At 61.0% G+C, this 24,414-nt stretch carries 23 protein-coding genes; 15 read left to right on the top strand and 8 right to left on the bottom strand.

Going from position 1 to position 24,414, the window contains the following annotated elements:
- Nucleotides 1-8: 8 nt before the first annotated feature.
- The 6 genes from ACK9YZ_RS32350 to ACK9YZ_RS32325 form a co-directional block, all read right to left on the bottom strand.
- Complete coding sequence (locus ACK9YZ_RS32350; RefSeq protein ID WP_216759626.1) at nucleotides 9-950, bottom strand: dihydrodipicolinate synthase family protein; 942 nt, start codon at nucleotides 948-950, stop codon at nucleotides 9-11.
- Nucleotides 951-1,101: 151 nt separating this feature from the next.
- Nucleotides 1,102-1,806, bottom strand: coding sequence for a GntR family transcriptional regulator (locus ACK9YZ_RS32345; RefSeq protein WP_416067523.1), 705 nt, complete (start codon nucleotides 1,804-1,806; stop codon nucleotides 1,102-1,104).
- Between the two features lie 139 nt (nucleotides 1,807-1,945).
- Nucleotides 1,946-2,719: a FadR/GntR family transcriptional regulator gene (locus tag ACK9YZ_RS32340; RefSeq protein WP_416067522.1), complete on the bottom strand. Its 774-nt coding sequence runs from the start codon at nucleotides 2,717-2,719 to the stop codon at nucleotides 1,946-1,948.
- A gap of 105 nt (nucleotides 2,720-2,824) precedes the next feature.
- Nucleotides 2,825-3,781 (bottom strand): L-arabinose ABC transporter permease AraH, encoded by a 957-nt coding sequence (gene araH, locus ACK9YZ_RS32335; RefSeq protein WP_416067521.1) that lies wholly within the window; start codon nucleotides 3,779-3,781, stop codon nucleotides 2,825-2,827.
- Nucleotides 3,782-3,797: 16 nt separating this feature from the next.
- Nucleotides 3,798-5,303 (bottom strand): L-arabinose ABC transporter ATP-binding protein AraG, encoded by a 1,506-nt coding sequence (gene araG, locus ACK9YZ_RS32330; RefSeq protein WP_416068478.1) that lies wholly within the window; start codon nucleotides 5,301-5,303, stop codon nucleotides 3,798-3,800.
- A 69-nt stretch (nucleotides 5,304-5,372) separates the two neighbouring features.
- Complete coding sequence (locus tag ACK9YZ_RS32325) at nucleotides 5,373-6,356, bottom strand: arabinose ABC transporter substrate-binding protein (RefSeq protein ID WP_416067520.1); 984 nt, start codon at nucleotides 6,354-6,356, stop codon at nucleotides 5,373-5,375.
- A gap of 382 nt (nucleotides 6,357-6,738) precedes the next feature.
- Between ACK9YZ_RS32325 and ACK9YZ_RS32320 the strand changes: the two genes are divergently transcribed.
- From ACK9YZ_RS32320 to ACK9YZ_RS32265, 12 genes are all read left to right on the top strand, one after another.
- Complete coding sequence (locus ACK9YZ_RS32320; RefSeq protein ID WP_416067519.1) at nucleotides 6,739-7,515, top strand: SDR family oxidoreductase; 777 nt, start codon at nucleotides 6,739-6,741, stop codon at nucleotides 7,513-7,515.
- Nucleotides 7,516-7,650: 135 nt separating this feature from the next.
- On the top strand, nucleotides 7,651-8,637 hold the full coding sequence (locus ACK9YZ_RS32315; RefSeq protein WP_416067518.1) for a BMP family protein: 987 nt from the start codon (nucleotides 7,651-7,653) through the stop codon (nucleotides 8,635-8,637).
- A 12-nt stretch (nucleotides 8,638-8,649) separates the two neighbouring features.
- Nucleotides 8,650-10,098 (top strand): amidase, encoded by a 1,449-nt coding sequence (locus ACK9YZ_RS32310; RefSeq protein ID WP_416067517.1) that lies wholly within the window; start codon nucleotides 8,650-8,652, stop codon nucleotides 10,096-10,098.
- Nucleotides 10,095-11,624 carry an ABC transporter ATP-binding protein gene (locus ACK9YZ_RS32305; RefSeq protein ID WP_416067516.1) on the top strand — a complete coding sequence of 510 codons (1,530 nt, stop codon included), beginning with the start codon at nucleotides 10,095-10,097 and terminating at the stop codon, nucleotides 11,622-11,624. Before ACK9YZ_RS32310 ends, ACK9YZ_RS32305 begins: the two co-directional genes overlap by 4 nt.
- Nucleotides 11,614-12,663 carry an ABC transporter permease gene (locus ACK9YZ_RS32300; protein WP_416067515.1) on the top strand — a complete coding sequence of 350 codons (1,050 nt, stop codon included), beginning with the start codon at nucleotides 11,614-11,616 and terminating at the stop codon, nucleotides 12,661-12,663. The genes ACK9YZ_RS32305 and ACK9YZ_RS32300 overlap by 11 nt, the downstream gene beginning before the upstream one ends.
- Nucleotides 12,660-13,604 (top strand): ABC transporter permease, encoded by a 945-nt coding sequence (locus tag ACK9YZ_RS32295; RefSeq protein WP_416067514.1) that lies wholly within the window; start codon nucleotides 12,660-12,662, stop codon nucleotides 13,602-13,604. Before ACK9YZ_RS32300 ends, ACK9YZ_RS32295 begins: the two co-directional genes overlap by 4 nt.
- A gap of 37 nt (nucleotides 13,605-13,641) precedes the next feature.
- Entirely contained in the window at nucleotides 13,642-14,934 is a 1,293-nt protein-coding gene (locus ACK9YZ_RS32290) for an amidohydrolase family protein (RefSeq protein WP_216759643.1), read from the top strand.
- Nucleotides 14,935-15,144: 210 nt separating this feature from the next.
- On the top strand, nucleotides 15,145-16,005 hold the full coding sequence (locus ACK9YZ_RS32285) for a helix-turn-helix transcriptional regulator (RefSeq protein WP_416067513.1): 861 nt from the start codon (nucleotides 15,145-15,147) through the stop codon (nucleotides 16,003-16,005).
- A gap of 105 nt (nucleotides 16,006-16,110) precedes the next feature.
- Entirely contained in the window at nucleotides 16,111-16,542 is a 432-nt protein-coding gene (locus ACK9YZ_RS32280; protein ID WP_216759645.1) for a VOC family protein, read from the top strand.
- A 53-nt stretch (nucleotides 16,543-16,595) separates the two neighbouring features.
- Nucleotides 16,596-17,621: an ABC transporter substrate-binding protein gene (locus ACK9YZ_RS32275; protein WP_216760888.1), complete on the top strand. Its 1,026-nt coding sequence runs from the start codon at nucleotides 16,596-16,598 to the stop codon at nucleotides 17,619-17,621.
- Nucleotides 17,622-17,626: 5 nt separating this feature from the next.
- A complete protein-coding gene (locus ACK9YZ_RS32270; RefSeq protein ID WP_416067512.1) occupies nucleotides 17,627-18,403 on the top strand; it encodes an ABC transporter ATP-binding protein in 777 nt (258 codons plus the stop codon).
- 4 nt (nucleotides 18,404-18,407) lie between these two features.
- The gene (locus tag ACK9YZ_RS32265) at nucleotides 18,408-19,172 is read left to right on the top strand and encodes an ABC transporter permease (protein WP_216759648.1); all 765 of its coding nucleotides are present in this window, start codon (nucleotides 18,408-18,410) and stop codon (nucleotides 19,170-19,172) included.
- Between the two features lie 31 nt (nucleotides 19,173-19,203).
- On the opposite strand, the gene ACK9YZ_RS32260 is transcribed toward ACK9YZ_RS32265, so the two are convergent.
- Together ACK9YZ_RS32260 and ACK9YZ_RS32255 are read right to left on the bottom strand one after the other, a co-directional pair.
- On the bottom strand, nucleotides 19,204-20,220 hold the full coding sequence (locus ACK9YZ_RS32260; RefSeq protein ID WP_216759650.1) for a GntR family transcriptional regulator: 1,017 nt from the start codon (nucleotides 20,218-20,220) through the stop codon (nucleotides 19,204-19,206).
- Nucleotides 20,192-21,181: an alpha/beta hydrolase gene (locus tag ACK9YZ_RS32255; RefSeq protein WP_416067511.1), complete on the bottom strand. Its 990-nt coding sequence runs from the start codon at nucleotides 21,179-21,181 to the stop codon at nucleotides 20,192-20,194. Before ACK9YZ_RS32255 ends, ACK9YZ_RS32260 begins: the two co-directional genes overlap by 29 nt.
- A gap of 148 nt (nucleotides 21,182-21,329) precedes the next feature.
- Between ACK9YZ_RS32255 and ACK9YZ_RS32250 the strand changes: the two genes are divergently transcribed.
- From ACK9YZ_RS32250 to ACK9YZ_RS32240, 3 genes are all read left to right on the top strand, one after another.
- Nucleotides 21,330-22,355, top strand: coding sequence for a sugar ABC transporter substrate-binding protein (locus tag ACK9YZ_RS32250; protein ID WP_216759652.1), 1,026 nt, complete (start codon nucleotides 21,330-21,332; stop codon nucleotides 22,353-22,355).
- Nucleotides 22,356-22,440: 85 nt separating this feature from the next.
- Nucleotides 22,441-23,460: an ABC transporter permease gene (locus tag ACK9YZ_RS32245; protein ID WP_216759653.1), complete on the top strand. Its 1,020-nt coding sequence runs from the start codon at nucleotides 22,441-22,443 to the stop codon at nucleotides 23,458-23,460.
- Nucleotides 23,457-24,413, top strand: coding sequence for an ABC transporter permease (locus ACK9YZ_RS32240; RefSeq protein WP_416067510.1), 957 nt, complete (start codon nucleotides 23,457-23,459; stop codon nucleotides 24,411-24,413). Before ACK9YZ_RS32245 ends, ACK9YZ_RS32240 begins: the two co-directional genes overlap by 4 nt.
- Nucleotide 24,414: the final 1 nt, after the last annotated feature.

Genomic DNA, 24,414 nt, shown 5'->3' with positions numbered 1-24,414 from the left:
TGACAGTCTCAAGCAGCGTTCGGATAACGCGCGGCATACCAATTCCTGAACAGGCGATACTGGTTTTCGAGGTGGCGGCGCTGCGAGTCGCTGAGCTTGTCGGTCTCGTTGAAGTGCAGCGTGTATTCCGTCTCGCCATTCAGCACCATCAGATACTTGTAGTGCAGCACCAGATCCGGGCCTTCGTCATAGGTCGAAAGAACCATCAGCGCCTCTTCGAGCTCGCGTGCGGCGCTGCGGGCAGCGGCATCGCCCTTTGCTGCCTTTTCGCAGAGCGAGACGAGATGCAGGACTTCTTTCGGCAGCGCATTACCGATGCCGGTGATGGCGCCGCCTGCGCCGCAATTGACGAAGCCGTGGTAGACGCCGGTGTCGACGCCGACCATCAGCGTCAGCGCATCATCGCCCGACGTGATATTTTCGGCCGCATAGGTCATGTCGCTCTTGCCGCCGAACTCCTTGAAGCCGACGAGGTTCGAGAATCGCGAACGCAGATCGAAGAAGAGATCAGCGCGCGTTGCAAAGCCGTAATAGGGACTATTGTAGATGACTGCCGGCAGGCCCTTCGCAGCCTCGAGGATCGCCGAGAAATGATCCCGCTGGGCCGAGACAGACGAACCGCGCGACAGAACGCGCGGGATGACCATCAGCCCCTTGGCGCCGACGGCGGCCGCATGCGCGGCATGAGCAACGGCCGACTTGGTGTTGACGGCACCGGTGCCGACGATGACCGGAACACCCGCCTCGACAAGGCGCTTGACGCCTTCCTGGCGCTGCTCGTCCGTCAACAGCGGCCAGTCGCCCATCGAACCGCAATAGACGACGGCGGACATGCCGAGGTCGATCAGTTCCTTGCCCTTGCGAGCAAGCGCGTCGAAGTCAGGGGTACGGTCATTGTTGCAGGGCGTCATGAGCGCCGGGATGCAACCTTGGAATACGGAACCAGTCATCGCCAATCTCTCGTTATCTTGAAAACTCCCCGGATACCGGGGTTGATGAGGCATTTAGCATCTTGCCGACTTCTTGTCGACAATAAAAATACAAGGCACAATTTTCCTTCGGCGGAAGCGCTTTACCGGCGGTGCAAGAGTTTTGCGGCGACTAGAGTGCCAGCTTGGCGTTCTGGCGGGAATCGGCGGTGATGTAGGAGCGGATCTGCCGAACGATCTGGTCGGCATGCGCAGAGGCCAGGCTGTCGGCGCGCGCCACGTCGCGATTGATGATCGCCTGGATCATCTCCTCGTGCTCGCCAACATATTGGCGCGGCAGGACATCGTTGAAGGAGGAATAGTAGAGCCTCAGGATGCGGCGTCCCTCGTCCAGCAGCCGGGTGAAGAGCTCGACATAATATCGGTTCCGACCGGCCTGGGCGATCGCGATATGGAAGTCGCGGTTGGTCGAAATCATGCCGAGCACGTCGCGATTGGTGACCGCTATCTCGAAGGACTTCTGCAGAACACGGATGGCGGCGATATCCCCTTCGGCGTGATTGGCCGCCGCAAGCCGGGTGGTGACGCGATACATCAGCGTAAGGGCATCGAAAAATTCCGGCAGGCCGAGGAAATCGATGTTCGAGACGATCGTCGCGCGGTTGGTCAGCGTCGTGATCAGCCCTTCGGCGGCAAGCCGCACCAGTGCTTCGCGGATCGGCGTTCGCGACAGCGCAAAACGATCGGACAATTGCTGTTCGTCGATCGGGCTACCGGGCGGCAGTTTCAGCTCGATGATCTCGTTTCGAAGCGTCTCATAGACCGTCGATACGCCGGAGCCGCGCCGGTGTGTTTGCAGTTTTTCGGTCTCGTCCACGCTTCCATCGTCCTTTCAAGCAGCCGAGTTCATACTCAGTCTACTAGCGAATCCGCTGGACGACTTCAAACCCTATATACTTTCTGTCGGCAGATGGAATTTTCAATGTTCCCCTTGTCTCGACAAGAGGCGGCGATGCCTATTCGCGTTTTCCCGGCTTGCCGACGCGCAGCGCATCGCTCAATTCCATTCGCGCCGTGCCGATCAGTTGCTCCATCGCAAAACGCGCCGCATCTGGCCGTCGCATGCGGATCGCGTCCAGCACGTCCTGATGCCGGGCGATCGCATAGTCGTGGCTCTGGCTCGCCCGGTTGGTCAGGCGGAAGCTTGCAAGCAAAGCAGCACGGATGGCGGTAGCAAACTGACGGAAGACCCAGTTGCCGCTGGCATTGATGATGGCGGTATGGAATTCGAGATCCGCCTGGCTCCAGGCCTCGTTGTCACGGGCATTGGCCGCCACCATGTCCTCGAAGGCTTCGGCGATCTCGGCGAGCTGCCTAGCTGTGGCATTGGCGGCGGCCTGTGCGGCAGCGGCCGGCTCCAGCAGCTGGCGGGCGTCGAGCAACGAATCGTAGAAGCGACGGTCATCGCTGAATTCGAGCGTCGCATCGAGGACCAGCGGGTCGAGATAGTTCCAGTTCTCGCGAGGCAGCACGCTGGTGCCGGCGCGTGTGCGCGAACGGATCATGCCAAGGGCCGACAGATATTGCATCGCCTCCCTGAGGCTGGTGCGGCTGACACCATAGAGCTCGGAAAGCTCCGCTTCGTTCGGCAGAAGCGAGCCTTCGGCAATATCGCCGGAGACGATCTGGCCGATGAGTTTCTTCAACAGCTCCTCGCGCACGGTGCGCCGTCCCTGTTCGGGCTTGGTCGCCGCACTTCCCGTTCGCAGGAGTCCCGATCGCGTACTCATCACGTCCCCCGTGCCACTGGTCTTGTTTTCATCATGGGCGGCGTCTCGCTCAAGCTTCAATCTACAACTGCAGGCTCAGCAGGCTTCTCCCAAGAAATCTGATCGTCACGCGCGGCTCCCGCGTCCCGCGGCCGACGAGCGCATATTGTCGAGCAGGACGGCGATCAGAAGAATAAGACCGCGCACCACATATTGATAGAAGGCCTGGATGTTGAGCAGGTTCATGACATTCTCGGCAATGCCCATAATGAGCACGCCGACAATTACACCGGTCATCGCCGCGCGGCCGCCGGCGAGCGACACGCCGCCGAGCACGCAGGCCGAGATGACGGAGAGTTCCAGGCCGGTCGCCGCATTCGGCTGACCGGATGTGATGCGCGAGGCAAGCAGAATGCCGGCAATGCCGCAGACGAGACCCTGCAGGGCAAAGATCCAGATGCGCATATTGACGACATTGACGCCCGCAAGGCGCGAGGCCTCGGGATTGCCGCCGATCGCCAGGGTATTCTTGCCGAAGACGGTGCGGTTCAGCACGAAACCGAAGACGATGAAGAGCAGTACCATGATCCAGATCGGCGTCGGCACCGTCAGGAAGCGCGACAGCGCCAGCTGGTAGAAGGCGGGATCGTTTATGCCGACGGCACGGCCATCAGAGGCGATCAGCGCCAGGCCGCGCACGATCTGCATGGTCGCAAGCGTGGTGATCAGTGCGTTGATGCGAAAGCGGGCAATGACCACACCATTCACAAAGCCGACGATGCTGCCGCAGACGAGAGCCGCCAGCAGGCCAAGCGGGATAGAGCCGGTGGAATTCGACACCATGACGGCAATCATGCCGGAGAAGGCCACCGTCGAGCCGACGGAAAGGTCGAAATCCCGCGAGGCAAGGCAGAACATCATGGTGCAGGCGACGATGCCGATCGTCACCACCGACTGGAGCAGGCCGAGCATGTTACGTTCGGTCAGGAAGCTCGGAACGGTGATCGAGACGATCACGAAGGCGATCGCGAAGATCACCACCAGACCTTGTTCACCGAGGAGGATTTTTTTCAACGCGTTCATCACTACCGTTCCTGAATTAGATTGTGCCGGCGGCATTCTTGTCGGGCAGGGCCGCGGTCAGAATGCTGCGTTCGTCGAAATCGGCGCGCCCCACGTTGGCGGCCACACGACCCTGGCACATGACCATGATGCGATCCGAGATACCCATGACCTCGGGAAGCTCGCTGGAAATGACGACGATCGCCATGCCACCGGCAGCAAGTTCATAGAGGATTTCATAGATTTCCGACTTGGCGCCGACATCGATTCCGCGCGTCGGCTCGTCGATGACCAGCACCTTGACGCCCTGCTCCGAAAGCCAGCGGCCGAGAATGACCTTCTGCTGGTTGCCGCCCGAGAGATTGATGATGTCCTGCTTGCGCGAGGGCGTGCGGACCCTAAGCTTGGCAATGAACTGGTCGGCGATCGAAGCTTCCTTCTTCGGATTCAGAACGCCGAACGGAGAGAAATGCCGGCGTGAGGAGATCGTAATATTCTCCTGGATTGACCGGCCTTGGATGATGCCGTCGAACTTGCGGTCCTCCGGGCAGAGAACCATGCCGGCATTGATCGACGCCTTCGGATTGTTGGGAGATATGCCTACGCCATCGATCGCGACACTGCCCTGATAGCGGTGGTCGGCGCCATAGAGCAGCCGCGCCATCTCACTTCGCCCGGCACCGATCAGCCCGAAGAAACCAAGGATTTCGCCTTTGCGGACAGAGAAGCTGATCGGATTGCGGAGCTTCGAGCCGGACAGGGTCTTGACCTCAAGGCGGACATCGCCGAGCGGCCGCTCGCGCCAGCCCCAGATATTGGCGATCTCGCGGCCGACCATTTCGGCGATGATCTGCTCGCGGGTCGTCTTGCCGATATCGGGATGGTGCGCGGCAAGCTTGCCATCGCGCAGAACCGTCAGGCTATCGCAGAGACGAAAGATCTCATCAAGGCGGTGCGAGACATAGACGATGACCGTACCCTTGGCCTTCAGCTTGCCGATGAGGGAAAACAGGATTTCGCTTTCACGCGAGGAGAGCGAGGAGGTCGGCTCGTCGAGCGCGATCACCCGGGCGTCGAGCATCACGGCCTTGGCGATTTCCACCATCTGGCGGGCACCGATCGACAGCGAGGAAACCTTTGTGGAAGGATCGACATCGATGCCGATCTCGTCAAGCTTGGCGCGAACCGTCTCGATCAGCGTTTTGCCATTGATGACCCCGGCCTTGCCGGGAAAGCGGCCGAGCCAGAGGTTTTCGGCGACGGTCAGTTCCGGCACGAGCTGAAGCTCCTGATGGATGACGATGACACCGGCATGGAACGCATCGCGGACGGAGCTGTATTTCTGCTCGAGGCCATCGATGAGAATGCTTCCATCATCGGCAAACTGATCGCCTGAGAGCACGCGGATCAGGGTGGACTTGCCGGCGCCGTTTTCGCCCATCAGCCCATGTACGGTGCCTTTTTCGACGCCGAAGGAGATGTTGGAGAGCGCTTGGACGCCCGGATAACCCTTGGAAATTGTCTTGAATTCGAGGAAAGCCATCATCGCTCCGTCGAGAATATACCCGGCGACAGAAAGTGCCGCCGGGAAGAAATCATCACGGACGGATGATCATTCGATGCCGAGGTCCTTGCGAACCTTTTCATAATCGCCGCGCAGCGCCAGAGAACCCGAGGTCAGCGTCACCTTTGCAGGCTCCTTGCCGTTGGCGATCCAGTCATACATGTTGAGCGCGGTTTCATAACCGTGACGCTTCGGCGAGATGATGACCGTGCCGAAGAACCCGGTCGAAGACGGCTTCTTGAACTCGTTGATCGCCGATTCCGCACCACCGATGCCGACGCCAATCATGTTGTCGGCGGAAATGCCGACCGATTCCGATGCGCGCACAGCGCCGAGCACGGCTTCATCGTTGAGGCCGAAGGCGACCCAGTACTTCACATCGGCATGCTTGTTGAGAACAGTCGTGGCGGCATTGAGCGCTGCCTCGGTATCGGTCTTTGCCTGCGGCGCGTCATAAATATTCTCAGCCGGGAAGCCGGCAGCCTTCAGAACCGAGATCGCGCCTTCGACACGGTCGACAGCCGTCGGAAGCTGATCGTAGGAGACGCGGATTGCGCCGACATTCTTCATGTCCCAACCGCGCTTCTTCATCTCGTCAACGAGCGCCTGGCCGACGCCTTCGCCGATCTTCGTGGCGGAAATGCCCATATGCGGCACATCCTCCAGCGGCTTGCCGTCGGCATCGACCAAACGGTCGTCAACGGTCATCAACTTGAGTTGGTTGGCAGCGGCCTTGGCAACGATACCGGGACCGAGCTTGACGTCAGGCGTGCAGATGATGAAGCCTTGGGCGCCCTGCGCACCGAGGTTATCGATCGCCGACTGGACCTTTTCGCCATCCTCGGCGCCAATCTTGACGACGGTGAAACCCTTTTCCTTGGCAGCCTGATCGGCAAATTTCCATTCGTCCTGGAACCAGGGCTCCTCCGGCTGCTTCACGATGAAACCGATCTTGACATCCTCTGCCAAGACGGAGCCGGCGGCCAGAACGGCAAAGGCGCCAGCGAGGATGGCTGCTTTGACGAAGCGCATTATCTCTCTCCCTAAATCTCGATCTGCCGCTCATCGGCAGCAGTCATTGGATAGAAACAAACATCATACCAGTCAATATTTATGTATGATTATTTACGCGAATCGACCGTGAAAACCCGCGCGAAATCTCCGAAACACCAAGACATAGGTCGAGAACAGGCCGACAACACCGTCGAAGACGAAAATAAATCCTATATATATTGACATTCATTCGACCGATAATAGGGTGCCGCCCAGTTCGGATCAGCCTCGATCTCTTGGGGAACATTGCTTCATGGCCATCATCGATCTGCAGGGCGACCCGCTTTCGGCACTTGCATCGCCGATGCGGGCCGATGCGCTGTCCTGATCAGCGAGAACAAGCATAAAGAGGAGACAGACGATGCCACACCGCCTTTCCGGAAAACGGGTCTTCGTTACAGGTGCTGCGCAAGGGATCGGCCTGGCAATCGCCGAGGCCTTTGCGGCAGAAGACGCGCGCCTCTTCCTGGTCGACCGCGATGAGAAACTGCTCGAAGAAACCGCCGCGCGCCTGGCGGCAAAAGGCACAGTGCTCGGCTATCAGGCGGCCGACATCACCGATGCTACCGCCATAAAGGCTGCCGTGGCCAAGGCAGGGGAACAGATCGGCAGCATCAATGCCCTCGTCAACAATGCTGGCGTCAACGTCTTTGCCGAGCCTTTGCAGACAACAGATGAAGAATGGCAGCGCTGCTTCGATATCAATCTCAAGGGCGCCTGGCATTGCTGCCGTGCCGTCTTGCCGCAGATGATCGCCGATGGCGGCGGCGTCATCCTCAATATCGCCTCGACCCACGCCTTCACCATCATCCCGCACACCTTTCCATACCCGCTCGCCAAACATGCGCTACTCGGCATGACCAAGTCGCTCGGCATCGAATATGCTCCACAGCATGTGCGGGTAAACGCGATTGCGCCCGGCTACGTCTCGACCCAGAAGGTCATCGACTACTGGAACAGTTTCCCCGACCCAGAAAGGGCCAAGGCTGAAACGATGAAACTGCATCCGGGCGGGCGCATTGCCACGCCGCAGGAAATCGCCATGGCGGCGGTCTTCATGATCTCGGATGAATGCACCTTCATCAATGCCACCTGCCTGACGATCGACGGCGGCCTAAGCGTCATGCAACACCAGTGATCGTTTCCGCTACTCGCCAGAGACCTAAAGTGCGGCGCACACGGCAGCTGTCTAGTTTTTGCGCAGCAGCATTACTTGACACAATTTTGGGCGATCCATAGAGTTTTATCCATCTGGTAAAAAAGAGGGGAACTCATGAAAAATCAGATCACTATCACCCGTCGTACGGTGCTCGCTTCCGGCATGGCGTTCGGTGCAACCGCCTTTGCACCCAAGCTCTGGGCACAGGAAAAACTGAAGGTTGCCGGCATCCATGCCTCGCCGGTCGAAAATGCCTGGAACTCCTGTCTGCACAAGGCGCTTCAGGATGCCGCTTCCGAAGGTGTGATCGAATACGTCTTCTCCGAAGGTGTCTCGGGCACCGACTATCCGCGCGCCATGCGCGAATATGCCGAACAGGGCTGTGCGCTCATCGTCGGCGAGGCCTATGCCGTGGAGCGTGAAGCCCGCCAGGTGGCCGCCGACTATCCGAAGACCGCCTTCATGCTCGGCTCCAGTGGCGAGCCGTCGGGCGACAATTTCGGCGTCTTCGGCACCTGGAATCACGATGGCGCCTATCTCGCCGGCATGCTGGCCGGCAAGATGACGAAATCGGGCATTGTCGGCTCGGTCGGCGCGCTGCCGATCCCCGAAGTCAACATGCTGATGAATGCCTTTGCCGCCGGTGTGAAGGAAGTCCGCCCGGATGCCAAGCATCTCGTCGCCTTTATCGGCACCTTCTTCGATCCGCCAAAGGCGCGCGAAGCGGGCCTCGCCCAGATCGATGCCGGCGCCGACATTCTCTTCGGCGAGCGCATCGGCACGGCTGACGCTGCCAAGGAGCGCGGCATCAAGTCCGTCGGCTCGCTGATCGACTATACGCCGCGTTATCCTGATACTGTCTTTGCCAACGCCATCTGGGGCTTCCGCCCGATCCTCAATGCGGCGATCGGCGACGTGAAGGCCGGCAAGCCGACCGGCAACAACTACACGCGCTTCGGCCTGATGAAGGAAGGCGGCAGCGATATCGTCTATGTCAAGGGCGTCGCTCCGGCTGAAGCCGAAGCGGCGATGGAAGCCAAACGCGCCGCCATCAAGTCCGGCGCCTTCGAAGTGCCGATCATGCCCGAGGAGCCTAAGTAAGCCGGCATTCGGATGACCAGGATTGATGCAAGCAAGGGCTCGGTACCGGGGGGCGACGCGATTGCGCTCGCCGCCCGGATCGGGAGCGGTGCATCTGATTGTACCGAGGCGATGGAAAAGGCGATTTCCGCCGCCAGAACCAATGAGGCGCTTGGTGCGATCTGTTATCTCGACGCAGCCCTCGGCATGGACAATGCTGCCGCCCTTGATCGCGAGCGCCGCGATGAGCCGGATCGCTTCGCCGCCCGGCCCTTTGGCGGCGTGCCGACGCTTGCCAAGGATCTCGGCGGCCCGTTCAAAGGGCTTGCCGTCCATGCCGGCTCAAGACTCTTCGATGGAATGCTCGATGCATCGGCCGATTCCGATCTTGCGGCGCGCTTCCGTCAGGCGGGCTTCAGCCTCTTTGGCCTCACCACCAGTCCGGAAGTCGGTCTCTCTCTTGCAAGCGAACCGGCGCGAGGGCCCGTCTGCCGCAATCCGCTCGATCCGTCCCGCACCGCAGGCGGCTCATCCGGCGGAGCTGCGGCCGCGGTTGCAGCCGGTATCGTGGCGATTGCCCATGCGACGGATGCCGGCGGCTCCATCCGTGTGCCGGCCGCCTGCTGTGGTCTCGTTGGCCTGAAACCCAGTCGTGGCGCAATCCCCGGCGGTCCGGGCTTCGGCAATCATCTCGGCGGCATCGCCAGTGAGCTTGCGGTCTGCCGTTCCGTTCGCGATGCAGGGGCAATTTTAGACACCCTGTATGGAAATCCAGATGGCCCCTATGCGGCACCCGCTCTCGACGACGGTGAAAAGCCCCGCCTTCGCATCGGCCTGCTGACAGAGACTGGCAGCGACCTGCCGACCGAGCCAGCAAGGCAGCAAGCCGTGGAGACAGCAGCCCGGAGCCTCGAACAGGACGGACATGAGATCGTCACGATCGAATGGCCGCGCCTTGCGCCAAGTGTTACCGCGAGCGCTGCCATTTTCGCCGACATCATTGCCATCAATCTGGCATGGCTCACCGAGAGCCTGCGGCTCGACCTTTCAAAGGCTGAGCCTCTGACCGCCGCCTTCGCGGCGCGCGGAGCAGACCTTGCGCCAACCTCTCTCTGGCAGAGCCTCAGCGCCATGCCGCATGTCAGTCACGACCTCTGGCGGCTCTTCGACGGCATCGACTGCCTGCTGACGCCGATGCTTGCGACAGCCCCTCTGCCAATCGGCTCCTTCCCGAGCGACCATCAGGACACGGCCCTGCATCTGAACCGCATGGCGCGCTTTGCACCGCTCGCCTGCCTTGCCAATATTTCCGGTTTTCCGGCTCTGACACTGCCTTTTGGAAGCGACGCGGACGGAATGCCTTTGCCCGTGCAGTTGCTGGCGCCGATGGGCCAGGAACCGCTGCTGCTTGCCCTTGCCTCGCGGCTGGAAGCAGAGCAACGTTGGATCCACCCCCATGCCATTGCGGGACTTGCCTCATGACATCAGCTCCCGTGCTCCAGCTTGCCGGCATCAGCAAGCGTTTCGGCGCGATCCAGGCCAATGACGATATTTCGCTGAGCCTCGCCAAGGGGGAAGTGCTGGCGCTGCTCGGCGAAAACGGCGCCGGCAAAACGACGCTGATGAACATTCTCTTCGGCCATTATGTGCCGGACGCCGGCACGATCCATATCGAAGGCAACGAGTTGCCGGCCGGCCGGCCGCGTGCGGCGATCCACGCCGGCATCGGCATGGTGCACCAGCATTTTTCCTTGGCGGCGAACCTGACGGTGCTCGAAAACGTCATGACGGGAACGGAAAAGCTCTGGTCCTGGAAATCGGAAAAGACCGCCGGCCGTGCCAAGCTCCTGTCGATTGCCACACGCTTCGGCCTCGAGGTCGATCCCGATGCCCGGCTCGGCGACCTCTCGGTCGGCGAACAGCAGCGCGTCGAAATCCTCAAGGCGCTCTATAACGATGCCCGCATCCTGATCCTCGACGAACCGACGGCAGTGCTTACCAATATCGAGGCGGAACGTCTCTTCCAGACGCTGCGGGAAATGGCCCGGCAGGATCTCTCGCTGATCTTCATTTCCCACAAGTTGGACGAGGTGATCAGTGCGGCAGACCGCGTCGTCGTGCTGCGCGGCGGAAAGGTCGTCGCCGAGCGGCTGACCGGTGAAACCAGTAAGGCGGAGCTTGCCGAACTCATGGTCGGTAGGCGGGTGACCCGCCCGGTCCGCGAGGCGTCCACACCCGGCGAGGTCGTCTTCGAAGCGGTCGGCGTCACCGTTCGCGATAGCGGCCAGGAGCGGCTGAGAGATATCAGTTTTCAGCTCCATGCCGGCGAAACACTCGGCATTATCGGCGTCTCCGGCAATGGCCAGGCGACGCTCAGCCATCTTGTCAGCGGCCTGGCCGGCTGGAGCAGCGGCGACATCCTTCTGTTCGGGCAACCGGTCACCAAGATCAGCGTCGAAAACCTGATCGATGCCGGCATCGGCCGTATTCCAGAGGATCGCAATAAGGAAGGCGCGATCGGCGAGCTCTCCGTCTGGGAGAATGCCGTACTCGAGCGCATCGCCTCTCCACGCTTTTCCCGCCATGGGCTGGTCGACCGAAAGGCCGGCATGGCCTTCGCACAGCAGATCATCGCCGAATTCGACATTCGCGGCGGCGGGCCGGCGACGCGCACCCGGCTTCTTTCGGGCGGCAACATGCAGAAGCTGATCCTCGGCCGCAACCTGCATGACAGGCCGAAGATCCTGATTGCGGCGCAACCGACACGCGGGCTCGACGAGGGCGCTGTTGCCGCCGTCCATGCCCGTATATTGCAGGCACGCAAGCAGGGCACGGCCGTGCTTCTGATATCGGAGGATCTGGACGAGGTGATCGGCCTTGCCGATCGCATCCAGGCCATCGTCAAAGGGCGCCTGTCGCCCCCCATCGACGCGCAAAGCGCCGATCCCCGAAAACTCGGCCTGATGATGTCAGGCGAATGGACGTCCGAGGCCCAGCATGCGTCTTGAACGCCGCGATCACCGCCCGCCCTATCTGGTCGTGGCAGCGCCTATCGGTGCCGTCATCGCCGCACTCGCCATTGCCGGCATCCTGATTGCGCTCGCAGGCGCCCCTGTCTTCGAAGCCTATTGGCGTATCCTGACCGGCGCCTTCGGTACACGGCTTTCGGCGACGGAGACGCTGACGCGGGCTACACCCTTGATGCTGACCGGCCTTGCCGCAGCTGTCGCCTTCCGCGCCAGGCTCTGGAATATCGGTGCCGAAGGCCAGTTCTATCTCGGGGCCATCACCGTTGCCGCACTCGGCTCCAAGCTCTTGGCAGGGCTGCCGGCCGTGCTTCTCATCCCCGCCCTCTTGCTTGCAGGGGCCGTCGCCGGCATGGTGCTGATCCTTGTGCCGCTCTGGCTCCGGCTGCGCTTTTCCGTCGATGAGGTCGTGACCAGCCTGCTCTTGAATTTCGTCGCCCTGCTCTTCGTCTCCATGCTGATCGACGGCGTGCTGAAGGATCCGCTCGCCTTCGGCTGGCCACAATCCATGCCGGTCAGCGACCACGCGCTGCTGCCGAAGCTCGTGGCGCGCTCACGCCTGCATATCGGCTTCATCATCGCCATCGCCATCGCGCTCGCGGTGCATCTCCTTCAGTCGCGGACTGTCTTTGGCCTGCGCTCGCGCGCAGCAGGCCTCAATCCCGCCGGCGCCGTCTTTGCCGGCGTGCCACTCGGCATGACGCTGGTCAAGGTCGCCTGCCTTTCCGGCGGCCTGGCGGGCCTTGCCGGCGCGATCGAGGTAATGGGCGTGAAAGGCTACGTGACAACCGATCTGTCGCCGGGCTTCGGCTATTCCGGCATTATCGTCGCCATGCTCGCCAACCTGCACCCGATCGGCGTGATTGCCGCGGCACTCTTCACTGCCACCATGTTCGTCGGCGCCGATGGCATGAGCCGGGCGCTCGGCATACCGACCTATATTGCCGACGTGACCGTCGCCGTCTCTCTGCTGACCATGCTTATCGCGCTGTTCTTCACCCAATACAGGATCCGCAGATGATGGCTCTGACCGACATTGTCTCCTCCGCCGGCCTCTGGGCTGCCGTGCTGCGCATCGCAACACCGCTGATCTTCGGCACGCTCGGCGCGCTGCTCTGCGAAAGGGCGGGCGTGCTCAATCTCGGTATCGAGGGTATCATGACCTTCGGGGCGATGATTGGCTGGCTTGCCGTCTTTCACGGCGCTGATCTCTGGACCGGGATACTCGTTGCAGCACTCGCCGGCGCGATCTTCGGCCTGCTGCATGCGCTTCTGACCGTGACGCTCGGCCTGTCACAGCATGTCACAGGCCTCGGTATTACCCTTTTTGCCTCCAGCCTCAGCTATTTCATCTTCCGCCTAGTCGTGCCGCTTGCCGGTACACCGCCGACGATCGTACCGTTCCAACCGCTCGACATTCCTGTCCTCTCCGGCTTGCCTTTCCTCGGCCAAGCCCTTTTTGCCCAGACTGCGCCGACCTACCTTGCCATCCTGCTTGCCGTCATTCTGGGCTATCTGATCTTTCGCACGCCGCTTGGCCTGACGATCCGTATGACCGGCGAAAACCCGCATGCGGCAGAAGCACAGGGCATCGATCCGATCAGGATCCGCTATTGCGCCATCATTGCCGGAAGCGCAATCATGGCCGTCGGCGGCGCCTTCCTGACGCTTTCTGCCTTCAACAGCTTCTTTCCGACCATGGTTCAGGGACGCGGCTGGATTTCGATAGCACTCGTCGTCTTCGCCTGCTGGCGGCCGGGCCGTGCCCTTCTGGGCGCCTTGCTCTTTGCCTTCTTCGATGCCTTCCAGCTCAGGCTTCAGACCGTACTCGGAGGCGTCGTTCCCTATCAGCTTTTTCTGATGACGCCCTATCTCCTGTCGATTGCCGCACTCGCCGTGATGGCGCGACGTGCCCGCGTTCCGCATGCGCTCATGCAGCCCTATCGCCGTGGCGAGCGCTGATTGCCAATTCCCAGTTCCACAACAGACCGGTGCCGCCATGTTTGACCTGATCATCCGAAACGCAAATCTTCCCGATGGCCGCAGCGGCATCGATATCGCCATTCAGAAAGACAGGATCGCCGAGATCGCAGCCAGGATCGAGGCCGAGGCCGGCGAGGAGATCGACGCGACGGGCCGGCTCGTCAGCCCGCCTTTTGTCGACCCGCATTTTCACATGGACGCGACGCTTTCCCTCGGTCTGCCGCGCATGAACCGCTCCGGCACGCTTCTCGAAGGCATTGCGCTCTGGGGCGAGCTTCGGCCGATCCTGACCCGCGAAGCTTTGGTGGAGCGGGCCTTGCGCTATTGCGACCTCGCCGTCTCCCAAGGCCTCCTGCATATCCGCAGCCATGTCGATACCAGCGATCCGCGGCTGGTAACCGCAGAGGCGCTGATCGAGGTGCGCGAGAAAGTCGCTCCCTATATCGATCTGCAGCTCGTCGCCTTTCCGCAGGATGGCTACTATCGTGCGCCCGATGGCGTCGAGGCGCTGAACCGTGCGCTGGACATGGGGCTCGATATCGTCGGCGGCATTCCGCATTTCGAGCGCACCATGGCCGATGGTGCGGCGTCGGTTGCCGCCCTTTGCCGTATCGCAGCCGACCGTGGCCTGCCCGTCGACATGCATTGCGACGAGACCGACGATCCGATGTCGCGCCATATCGAAACGCTTGCCGCCGAAACCGTCCGCTTCGGCCTGCAGGGCCGTGTCGCCGGGTCGCACCTGACATCGATGCATTCGATGGACAACTATTACGTCTCCAAGCTCATTCCGCTTATGGCGGAGGCAAAGATCAACGTCATCCCCAATCCGCTGATCAACATCATGCTGCAGGGCCGCCACGACACCTATCCGAAACGGCGTGGCATGACGCGGGTGCGTGAACTGATGGAGGCGGGCCTGAACGTTTCCTTCGGCCATGACTGCGTAATGGACCCCTGGTACTCGATGGGCTCGGGCGACATGCTGGAGGTCGGCCATATGGCGATCCATGTCGCGCAGATGGCCGGCATCGACGATAAGAAGAAAATCTTCGACGCGCTGACCGTCAACTCCGCCCAAACCATGGGGCTTGAAGGCTACGGCCTGGAAAAGGGCAAGAATGCCGATCTCGTCATCCTGCAGGCTCGCGATCCGCTCGAAGCACTGCGGTTGAAAGCGAACCGGCTGACCGTCATCCGCCGCGGCAAGGTCATCGCGCGGAGCTTGCCGCGCTTGAGCGAACTTGTAATCGAGGGCAGACCGACAAGGCTAGACGCATCGGATTTCTATCCTAGCCTGCCAGGCTGACAACGGGTTGCTATAGAAACGGAGCGCTGCCGCCGTCGACCATATCCTGACCTCCGAGCGCCTGCTCTCGTCCTGAAGACCATCAATTCCACCGCCCCGTCGAGGCGGTGCGCCTTGCGGTTGTCGGGGCGTCGCCTCCGGCTCAGGGACAGATGCAAACTTCCTCATCTGGCGCAAAAATTGCTTTTCATGAGCGATGGAGAACACCATATGCTCGACATTGACCCGCGAATATTCTCGATAAGCCGGCCGTCGCTTCAGCAATATAAAGCGTTCGTTCAGCGCGACCTCATCATAGAGACCTACCACAGCTCGGCTGGCGAAATGGCCTCACAGGGCTCGCTTCACAGGATCTCGATCAACCGCACAGCTCACCGGAAATATGCACACAGATATGGTTCGGCAAATTTCAGATCTGTCGAGAGGCCGTCCTTCACACTGGGCTTTCAGCCGGCTTCGATCAATTTCGAAGTCGAAGGTGACGCCGCAGATTACATATCGATTTTCCAGGCTCCGAAGCTCTACGAGAACCTGGGCCTGAGAGATTTCGATCCTGACCGCCTCAATGACGATGCATTCAGCGCAGCATCGGACCCGACTACTTTGCAAGTGGCCCTTTCACTCGCTGCAGCCGTCGAGCAGACCGAATGCGCCGACCCTCTCTTGATGGAACACCTCGGCATGGCGCTCGCCTGTTCGGTCGTCAGGCTCCTGGGAACAAGACCAGCCGTCGGGATACGGTCGATAACGTCGGAAAAGCTGAAGCGGGTGACCGAGTATGTCGAGGATTATCTTTGTCGTGCCGACCTCACCGTCGATGAACTGGCCGGCGTCGCCCACATGAGCCATTTTCATTTCAGCCGCGCCTTCAAGAAGGCTGTCGGGAAGCCACCACACCAGTTCATACTCGATCGAAGGATTGAGAGGGCTCGAATTTACCTGGCCGATGGCAAGGAAACACTCTCGGAGATTGCCTATGCCACCGGCTTTTCCAGTCAGGCACATTTCTCGAGCGTATTTCGCCGGATCGTCGGCGTAACTCCCACTGACTATCGCAGATCATTGCAATGATTGGCGCCGATGCGCAGAAAAGCAGCTTTGCAAAAAAATAGCGCACGATTTTGAAATCGCACTTCGCGTTTGCAAGACACACTCTCGACAACAAGGGAGTATCGAATGCCTGCCTTCGCGCAAGTTAATCCAATCACCGATATCTGCTTTCTGGTCGAAGACATTGACCGGGCAGCAGCCTTCTACGTCGATAGCCTCGGCTTCCAGCCACGCCGGCGCGCTCCAGGCTTTGCCGATTTCAAGGGTGCGGGCGTTACGCTCGCCCTTTGGGAGATCGACCATATTGCCCAAAATACCGGCGTATCCGGCCTGAAGGCCCCGCCCGGAGTTCACAAGGCCTGCGCTGCGATCGAGCTTTCTTCTCCCGCAGCCGTTGACGCAGCCTACGCCGAACTGGCAGCTGCCGGCGTCACCTTCCAGGGGCCTCCACAGGATTACAGCTGGAATGCGCGCTGCTGCTACTTCGCAGATCCTGATGACAATCTCTGGGAACTCTATGCCTGGGCCGAAGGCGGTCCTGTGGGCGATCTCGACTAGACAAGGCTCTGCCGCCGATGCTGGCAAGGGCGTTAACAAAAAGGGGAATGGCGATGACGATGAACCGACGCAGATTTCTGGCCAACGGTGCGCTGACGCTTGCTGCTCTATCCGGCGGCCTAAGCATCTTTGCGCCCATCAGGGCGAACGCCCAAAGCGCAAAGGTGGTCATCAAGTACGATTGGTTGATGAGCAACGGCCAGATCGGAGACATCGTCGCCGCGAAGAAGGGATTTTTCCAGGCTGAGGGGCTGGAGGTGGAGTTTTCTCCCGGAGGCCCCAACTCCGCGACAGTGCCTCCGGTCGTTACCGGCCAGGCCGGGCTCGGCCAGTTCTCGGACTCGGCGCAGCTGCTGCTCGCACGCGCCTCAGGGGTGCCGATCAAGATCATCGCTTGCGGGTTTCGCATGGCACCGTTTGCATTCTACTCGCTGCCGAAGGCACCAATCCGCACAGTCAAGGACATGGTCGGCAAACGCATCGGGATTCAGCCAACCGCCCGTTACGTCCTGGATGCAATCCTTCTCAAGAATGAGATCGATCCGTCGAGCCTTACGATCACGAACATCGGGTTCGACATGACGCCGTTAACGACGGGCCAGGTCGATGCGGTGACGGGCTGGATCACCAACACCCAGGCGCTGTCCGTTCTTGGGCCTGACCGGATCGATTTGATGATGAAGGATACGGGGCTGCCGTCTTATGCTAACGTCTACTTCGCAACCGACGATGCGATCGACAAGCACGCCGACACGCTTTCGAAGGCAATGCGAGCCATAGCCAAGGGCTGGGCATGGACGCACGAGCATCCGGAAGACGCGGTGAAGCTCACGGTCGAAGCCTATCCGCAGCTCGACCTGGCGGTGGAGTTGAAAACGATACCGCGGATCATGTCACTGAGCTTCGATGAGACGACGGCAAAGGATGGATGGGGTACCTTCGATCCCCAGGGTATTGCCGAGCAAATCGCGGCCTATGACAAGGTTGGCCAGTTCAAGTCCGGCCCACCGAAGCTCGATGACTGCTTTTCGACCGCCATATTGGAGATGACGGCAGGAGACCGTCCGAAAATCGGATGAACCCTGTGACAAACGAAATTGCAATCGAGGCGAGGAGCCTTGGGCTCGGCTATCCGGGATCGATGCAGCCAGTTCTGGAGGGCGTCGATCTCAGCGTCGCCAAAGGCGAGTTTCTGACGATCCTTGGCCCGTCTGGATGCGGAAAGTCGACGCTCCTTCGCGCAATTGCCGATCTGCTGCCGCCGATCAACGGCCGGCTTTCCGTGCTTGGGAAGCCGGCAGCGGAGGCGAGACGGAAGCGGGAGGTTGGATTTGTATTCCAGGAGGCCACCCTTCTTCCCTGGCGCACGGTGCGAGACAATGTCTGCCTGCCATTGCAGGTTGGAAAAGGCCGCATCGCCAAATCGGTCGAGCCCAGGGCCGACCATTGGCTGGAGCTGGTCGGCCTTGCCCATCTATCGGATCGCTATCCAAACCAGCTTTCGGGCGGACAGCGCCAGCGCGTATCGATTGCACGCGCCTTGCAGTGCGAGCCGGACATCCTGCTGATGGACGAGCCCTTCGGGGCGCTCGACGAAATCACCCGCGACCGGCTCAATGATGAACTTCTCTCCATCTGGCGTCGGACACACGCGACGATCCTGTTCGTGACACACAGCATAACCGAGGCGATTTATCTCGGGGGGTGCGTACTGGTGCTTGCCGCAAATCCTGGCCGGTGCCAGGCCCTCATCGATCTCGCGTCACTGAAGGACGAAAACGGCGTCTGTCGCAGGGAAAGCCCGCAGGCACAGGATATAGCAGCGCAACTGCGCCAGCTGCTGCGCGAAGGTGGAGCGTAATCCCTTGAAGAGAGACCAACTTTCCCTGTTGGAAGCGACTATTCTTCCAGTTGCCGGCGCGTTCTCATTGTTGGTCGTCTGGCAATGGGTGTTACCGGCGCTCGGCGTTCCGGCTTATATTGTCCCAACGCCCCTCTCGGTCCTGCGCACATTCGCCAGTGAATGGCAGGGGCTCGTCCAGAACGCGCTGCCCACCTGGTACGAGGCTCTTCTTGGCTTTTTTCTCGGCAATCTGATTGCGGTGATCCTTGCCATTGTCTTCGTCTACAGCCCACGTGTCCGGGCGGCATATTTTCCTGTCGTGCTGCTCTTCAATACCATTCCGGTTTTGGCTCTGGCACCAATCATCATTCTCGTCTTCGGTCTCGGCATTTTACCCAAGGTCGTGATCGCCGCCCTCCTCTGTTTCTTCCCGACGCTCGTCAACATGGTCCGCGGTTTGACATCGGCGACAAGCAACGAGCTGGAGCTGATGCATGTTCTGTCGGCAAGCGGATGGGAAACCTTTTGGCGTCTGCGGGCTCCGCGGTCGGTGCCGCTTCTGTTCGCCTCATTGCGAATATCGGCAACGACCTCTGTGATCGGCGCGATCGTGGGGGAATGGATCGGATCAGACCGTGGACTTGGCGCCGTCATCATCCAGTCGACGTTCAATTACCAGGCCGAAAGGCTGTTTGCGGCGGTGCTGCTTGCCTCGCTGTCCGGCATCATCTTCTTTGCGATCGTTGGCCGGATCGAGCGGATCTTTCGCCGGCTGGCATCGCCGTGAACCAGGCATGTCCTCGACAGACATGATGGCGTCAGCGCTCGCCCTTGACCTGGATCAGATAAGGTGGCGTCAGGCCCGCGGGGATGGCGGGCAGATGCTGGAGGATTGTCAGGTTAGGATCAAGCGCCCGGCGCAGGTGATCGGCGAGCGCGGCACTGGCCTTGTCGATATCGCCGGCGAGCAAGGCGTCATAGACGCGTGTGTGCTCTGATATCATTCTGGAAATTTCCTCCTCTGTGCGGAAATTGGCGAAGGTCGAGTGGGTGGCGATCAGCACACGCTGGCTGCGACGAACTGCCGAAAGAAGCACGGTGTTGGGACAGGGCGCAAGCGAGTCAAGATGCAGGTCGGCCTCAGCTCTCTCCAGCTTTTCCGGCGCCTGCGGATAGGAGCCAAGGGATTTCAGCCGTAGCCGCCGCTCCTCGAGGGCGGGCTTGTCGAGAGAGGCGTAAGCCTGGCGCAGCGCTTCCGGCTCCAGCAGGCGGCGCATGTCGTAGTGATGGCGGAAAACCCTGGCGCTGAGCGGGCCGGCATACCAGCGATTGTTGCTGTCCTGCTCGATGATGCCGCTGCGTTCGAGCTGCGTCAGCACTTCATGGGCAATGGTGCGGCTGACATCGTAGTGCTGGGCAAGGGCGGTTTCGTTCAACAGGAAGCGGCCATAGGCAAGACAGACGGCAACGGCGTGCTCGACTTCCGGATAGATCTGCTCCCGGCGGTTGACGACCGGCACGGTGAGCGAATGCGGCAGGTCAAGGCCGGCCGCAAAAAGGTCACCGCGCTGCGGATCGCCGCCCGGCACGATGTAGCCGCGTCCTTCGAAGGTTTGAACAAGGTCTTCGGACAAGAGCCGGGCCAGCGCGATCCCGGCCGGAATGCGGCTGACATTGAAGGCGCGCGCCACGTTCGTCTGGCCGAGAACGAGACCCGGCGTCAGCGCGCGCCGTTCCAGATGGTCGCGTAGAACCTGATAGATCGTCAGATAGATCGGCTCCGACCGAACAGCCGCAGCGGCGCCTTCAGTCTCCACCTCGCTCGGCATCGTCATGTCTGTTCCAGAGGTTCTCTGCCCATTGCCCGATGCGCCCGATCATCTTGCGGGCGGTCTTGCCTGCGCGATCCATGATGAAGAAACCATGGATGGTTCCCTGCCACTCCTCGTAACAGACGTCATTTCCGGCGGCAATCAAGCGCTGTGCATAAGCGCGACCCTCGTCGCGCAGCGGATCATGGTCGGCGGTGATCAGCAAGGCCGGCGCGAGGCCCGCGAGGTCGCTCGCCAGCAGCGGTGAGACCCGGGGATCAGCAGGCGGTGTGCCGCCGGAGAGATAATTTTCCGCAAACCAGATCATCGTCGATCGATCGAGCGAAAAGCCGGTTGCGAACTCAGCGCGGCTTGCTGTGGTACCCGAGAGATCGGTCGCCGGATAGACCAGGACCTGCCCAGCAAGCCCGATGCAAAGATCGCGCGCGCGGATCGCCAGCGATGAGCAAAGGCTTGCGCCGGCACTGTCGCCTGCAAGGATCAGCCTGCCTGCATCGAGCCCGCGCACCTCACCATTCTCCAGAAGCCAGAGAAGTGCCGCTTCTGCATCCTCCAACGCGGCCGGAAACGGCGCTTCCGGCGCCTTGCGGTATTCGACCGACAGCACATTGGCGCGGGCGGCATTGGCGAGCGTCCGCACGGGGCCGTCATGGGTTTCGATGCTGCCGACCATCCAGCCGCCGCCGTGGAAGAAGAGGATGGTTCGCCTGGCGTCGGCCCTGCGATAGAGCCTTGCCTTCAGCTTCATTTCACCGTTTGGGATTTCGAGATTCTCGATATCCGCAACCTCGTCCTTTGCCCCCCAAAGAAGAGCTAGCCGAACCTCGGAATCGGCGCGCGCTTCCTGGGGCGAAAGCGTTTCCAGAGCCGGCCCGCCCAATGCGTCGATCTCCTCCAGCAGGGTTCGATATTCCTGCAACAGCCTCGATCGATCGACCGGGGCCTGGTTTTCTTGCGGCTTCATCAACTCCTCCCGCCGATTGCCTGCCGAGATGGAACAGGAAGATGACAAAAAAGTCAATTATTGAATATTGCATGCGATATTCGATCGTGTTAGCGATTGAGTATGGCAATGCTGGAAGAGGACTGGCTTGCCCAAACGGGAGGATGTCATGACAATTCGCAGTTTCATTGCTGCAGGCCTTGCATGCTCTGTGGCGCTCGCGCCGCTCGGCGCCTTCGCCTCGGATAACAAGATCGCCCTGGTTCCGGGTGGTCCACATCCCTATTTCGCGCCCTGGGAACAGGCTGCAGCTGATGCCGCGAAGGATTTCGGCATCGCCGCCGTCGACTATAAAGTGCCGAGCGAATGGAAGCTTGAGGCGCAGACCGAGCTTCTGGAAAGCCTCGCGGCACAGGGCACCAACGGCTTCGGCGTCTTTCCGGGCGACGCGGTCGGCATCAATGCCACGGTCTCGGAAATGAAGAGCAACAGCATTCCATCCGTCGCGCTCGGCGGCTGCGCGCAGGATCCGACCGATGTCGGGCTTTGCCTGGCGACAGACGTCTCCCAATCGGCCTATCTCGGCACCAAGGCGCTGATCGAGGCCATGGGCGGCAAGGGCACGATCGTTCATCTGGCCGGCCTGCTCGTCGATCCGAACACGACGCTGCGCGTCAAAGCGGTCGAAAAGGCCGTCGGCGAAACGAACGGCGCCGTCACGCTGCTGCAGACGGTCGGCGATACCGATAGCCAGGAACAGGGCGACCAGAAGATCAACGCGCTGCTCGCAGCGCAGAAGGACAAGATCAACGGGATGATTGCCACCGGATACATTTCCTCGGTGGTTGCCGCAACGGCACTCAAGAACCTCGGTGACAAGAAGATCAAGCTCGTCGGCATCGATGACGACAAGATCATCCTCGACGGCATTCGTGACGGTTTCGTCGCCGGCACGATGGCGCAGAACCCCTATGGCCAGGCCTATATCGGCGCCTATGTGCTGGACCAGATGGCGGAAGGCTGCAGCGTGAAGGCCGATGCCCCGTGGATCGCGACGCCGCAGACTGCGCATTTCGTCGATTCCGGTACGTTGCTGATCTCGGCCAAGAACGTCGATGGCTATAAGGACGACCTGAAGGCGCTGACGAAGAAGCTGCAGGCGAGCTTCAAGGACACCTATCTCTCCTGCAAGTGAGGAGAATGGCGCGGGGCCGAACAGGCCTCGCGCCAGATTATCGACATTGCCCACTTCCGTTTAACGATACCGGTCATCCCAGCGCATGGCACCCATCGACAATGATAGTCCCGTCCCCGATGCAGGCAGACGCAGCCTGCTGGGACTTTTGACCAGAGGACCGGCGCAGCTTGGTATTCTGATCATTCTTCTGATCCTGTGGGCCGTCTTCAGCAGTCTTGCGCCGGGCTTCCTGTCCCGCTTCAACCTGAATTCCATGGGGCGCTCGGTCGCGATCGATGTCGTGGTCGGCTTTGCGCAGATGGTGGTGCTGGCGACCGGCGGCATGAACCTCTCGGTCGGTGCCATCGGCGTTTGCTGCGTGATGGCCGCCGGCTATCTGATGCAGCTGGCCGGCCTTCCCATTCCGGTTGCGATCCTCCTGACCCTTGCCTTCGGGGGCTTCCTCGGCGCACTCAACGGGCTGGCCATCGTCAAAACCGGGGTCAACAGCTTCATCGTCACACTTGCGAGCGCCAGCCTGTTTTCCGGCGGTATGCTCATCTTCACCAAGGGCGTGCCACTGAACGGATTGCCGGCAACATTCGGCGCCTTCGGCCGCAGCGGCATCGGCCCGATACCATCGCTGGCAATCGTCGCCTTCGTGATCGGCGCAACGCTCTACATCCTGTTCAAGCATACGGTGCTCGGCCGGCAGGTTCTGGCCGTCGGCGCCAATGCGCGCACGGCGGAAATGTCGGGCATCCCGGTCGGGCGGATCACCATTTTCGTTCATGTGCTCTCGGGTGTGCTCGCTGGCGCTGCCGCCTTGATGCTGACATCGCGGCTTTCGGCGGCCATGCCCGCGGTTGCCGGCGACGACTGGCTGCTTCCCTCCTTCCTCGCGCCCGTCATCGGCGGCACGGCGCTGGCCGGCGGCATGGTCTCCGTCATCGGCACAATCCTCGGCGCGCTGCTGGTCGCAACCATCCGCAGCGGCTTGCTCGTGCTGCAGGTCGGGAATTTCTGGCTGCAGCTCTTCCTCGGCATCTTCCTGCTCTCGGCGATCCTCTTCGAGCGCTACCGGACGACGCTCGCCATCAGCGAACAGACGAGGCGCGCATGAAGACGCTTATTTCCCTGGCCGCACGGACGCAGTGGTCCGGCATCCTTGTCGGCGTAGTCGCCGGCGGCATCGCGCTCAGCCTCGCCTCTCCCGCCTTCATGACGGAATTCAACTGGTTCGTGATGCTGCGCAGCATCTGCGTATCGCTGCTCGTCGCCTTCAGCCAGATGGTGATGCTCGGCGTCGGACAGATGAACCTTTCGGTCGGAGCGCTCGGCGGGCTCGTCGCTGTCGTCACCGGCGGTCTGATGGATGTCTGGGGCTTGCCGGCGTTCGTCGCCATCATCATTGGCATCGCGTTCGGCGGCTTTGCCGGTTTCGTCAATGGCTGGCTGACGGTGCGCACCGGCATCAACGGTTTCATCGTGACGCTCGCGACCGGCTCGGCCTTTGCCGGCATCAATCTCGGCATCACCAAGGCCATTCCCTTCTACAATCTCTCACCGGCCTTCGTCGCTTTCGGCAATGGGCGGTTCGGGCCTTTCCCGATGCTGCTGATCGTGCCGCTGCTGGTCACCGTGCTGCTCGTGATCTTCTTTGCGCGCACGGTCGAGGGCCGCTATATGCTGGCGGTCGGCGGCAACAGCCATGCAGCGGAACTCTCCGGCATCTCCGTTGCCCGTGCCACCATCATGGCGCATGTCCTGTCAGGCCTGCTTGCCGCGACTGCCGGCGTGCTCGCGGTCGCCCAACTCGGTTCGGCGCAGCCGACGATCGGCGCGGATTGGGTGGTCATTTCCTTTGCGGCTCCGATCATCGGCGGTGCGAGTCTCGCCGGCGGCTCCATATCCATTCTCGGCACTTTCATCGCCGTGCTCTTGGTCGGGCTGATCCAGAACGCCATGGTACTGCTGGCAGTCGATCCCTATTGGGTCACCTTCCTGCTCGGCGCGCTGATCCTTGCCGCCGTCTGGATCAACCGCTATCGCGCAATCCGGGTCGGGGAGGATTGAG

This window comes from Rhizobium sp. ZK1 (assembly GCF_047782645.1).
Taxonomy (GTDB): domain Bacteria; phylum Pseudomonadota; class Alphaproteobacteria; order Rhizobiales; family Rhizobiaceae; genus Rhizobium.
This window is presented reverse-complemented; position numbering and strand designations above follow the sequence as displayed.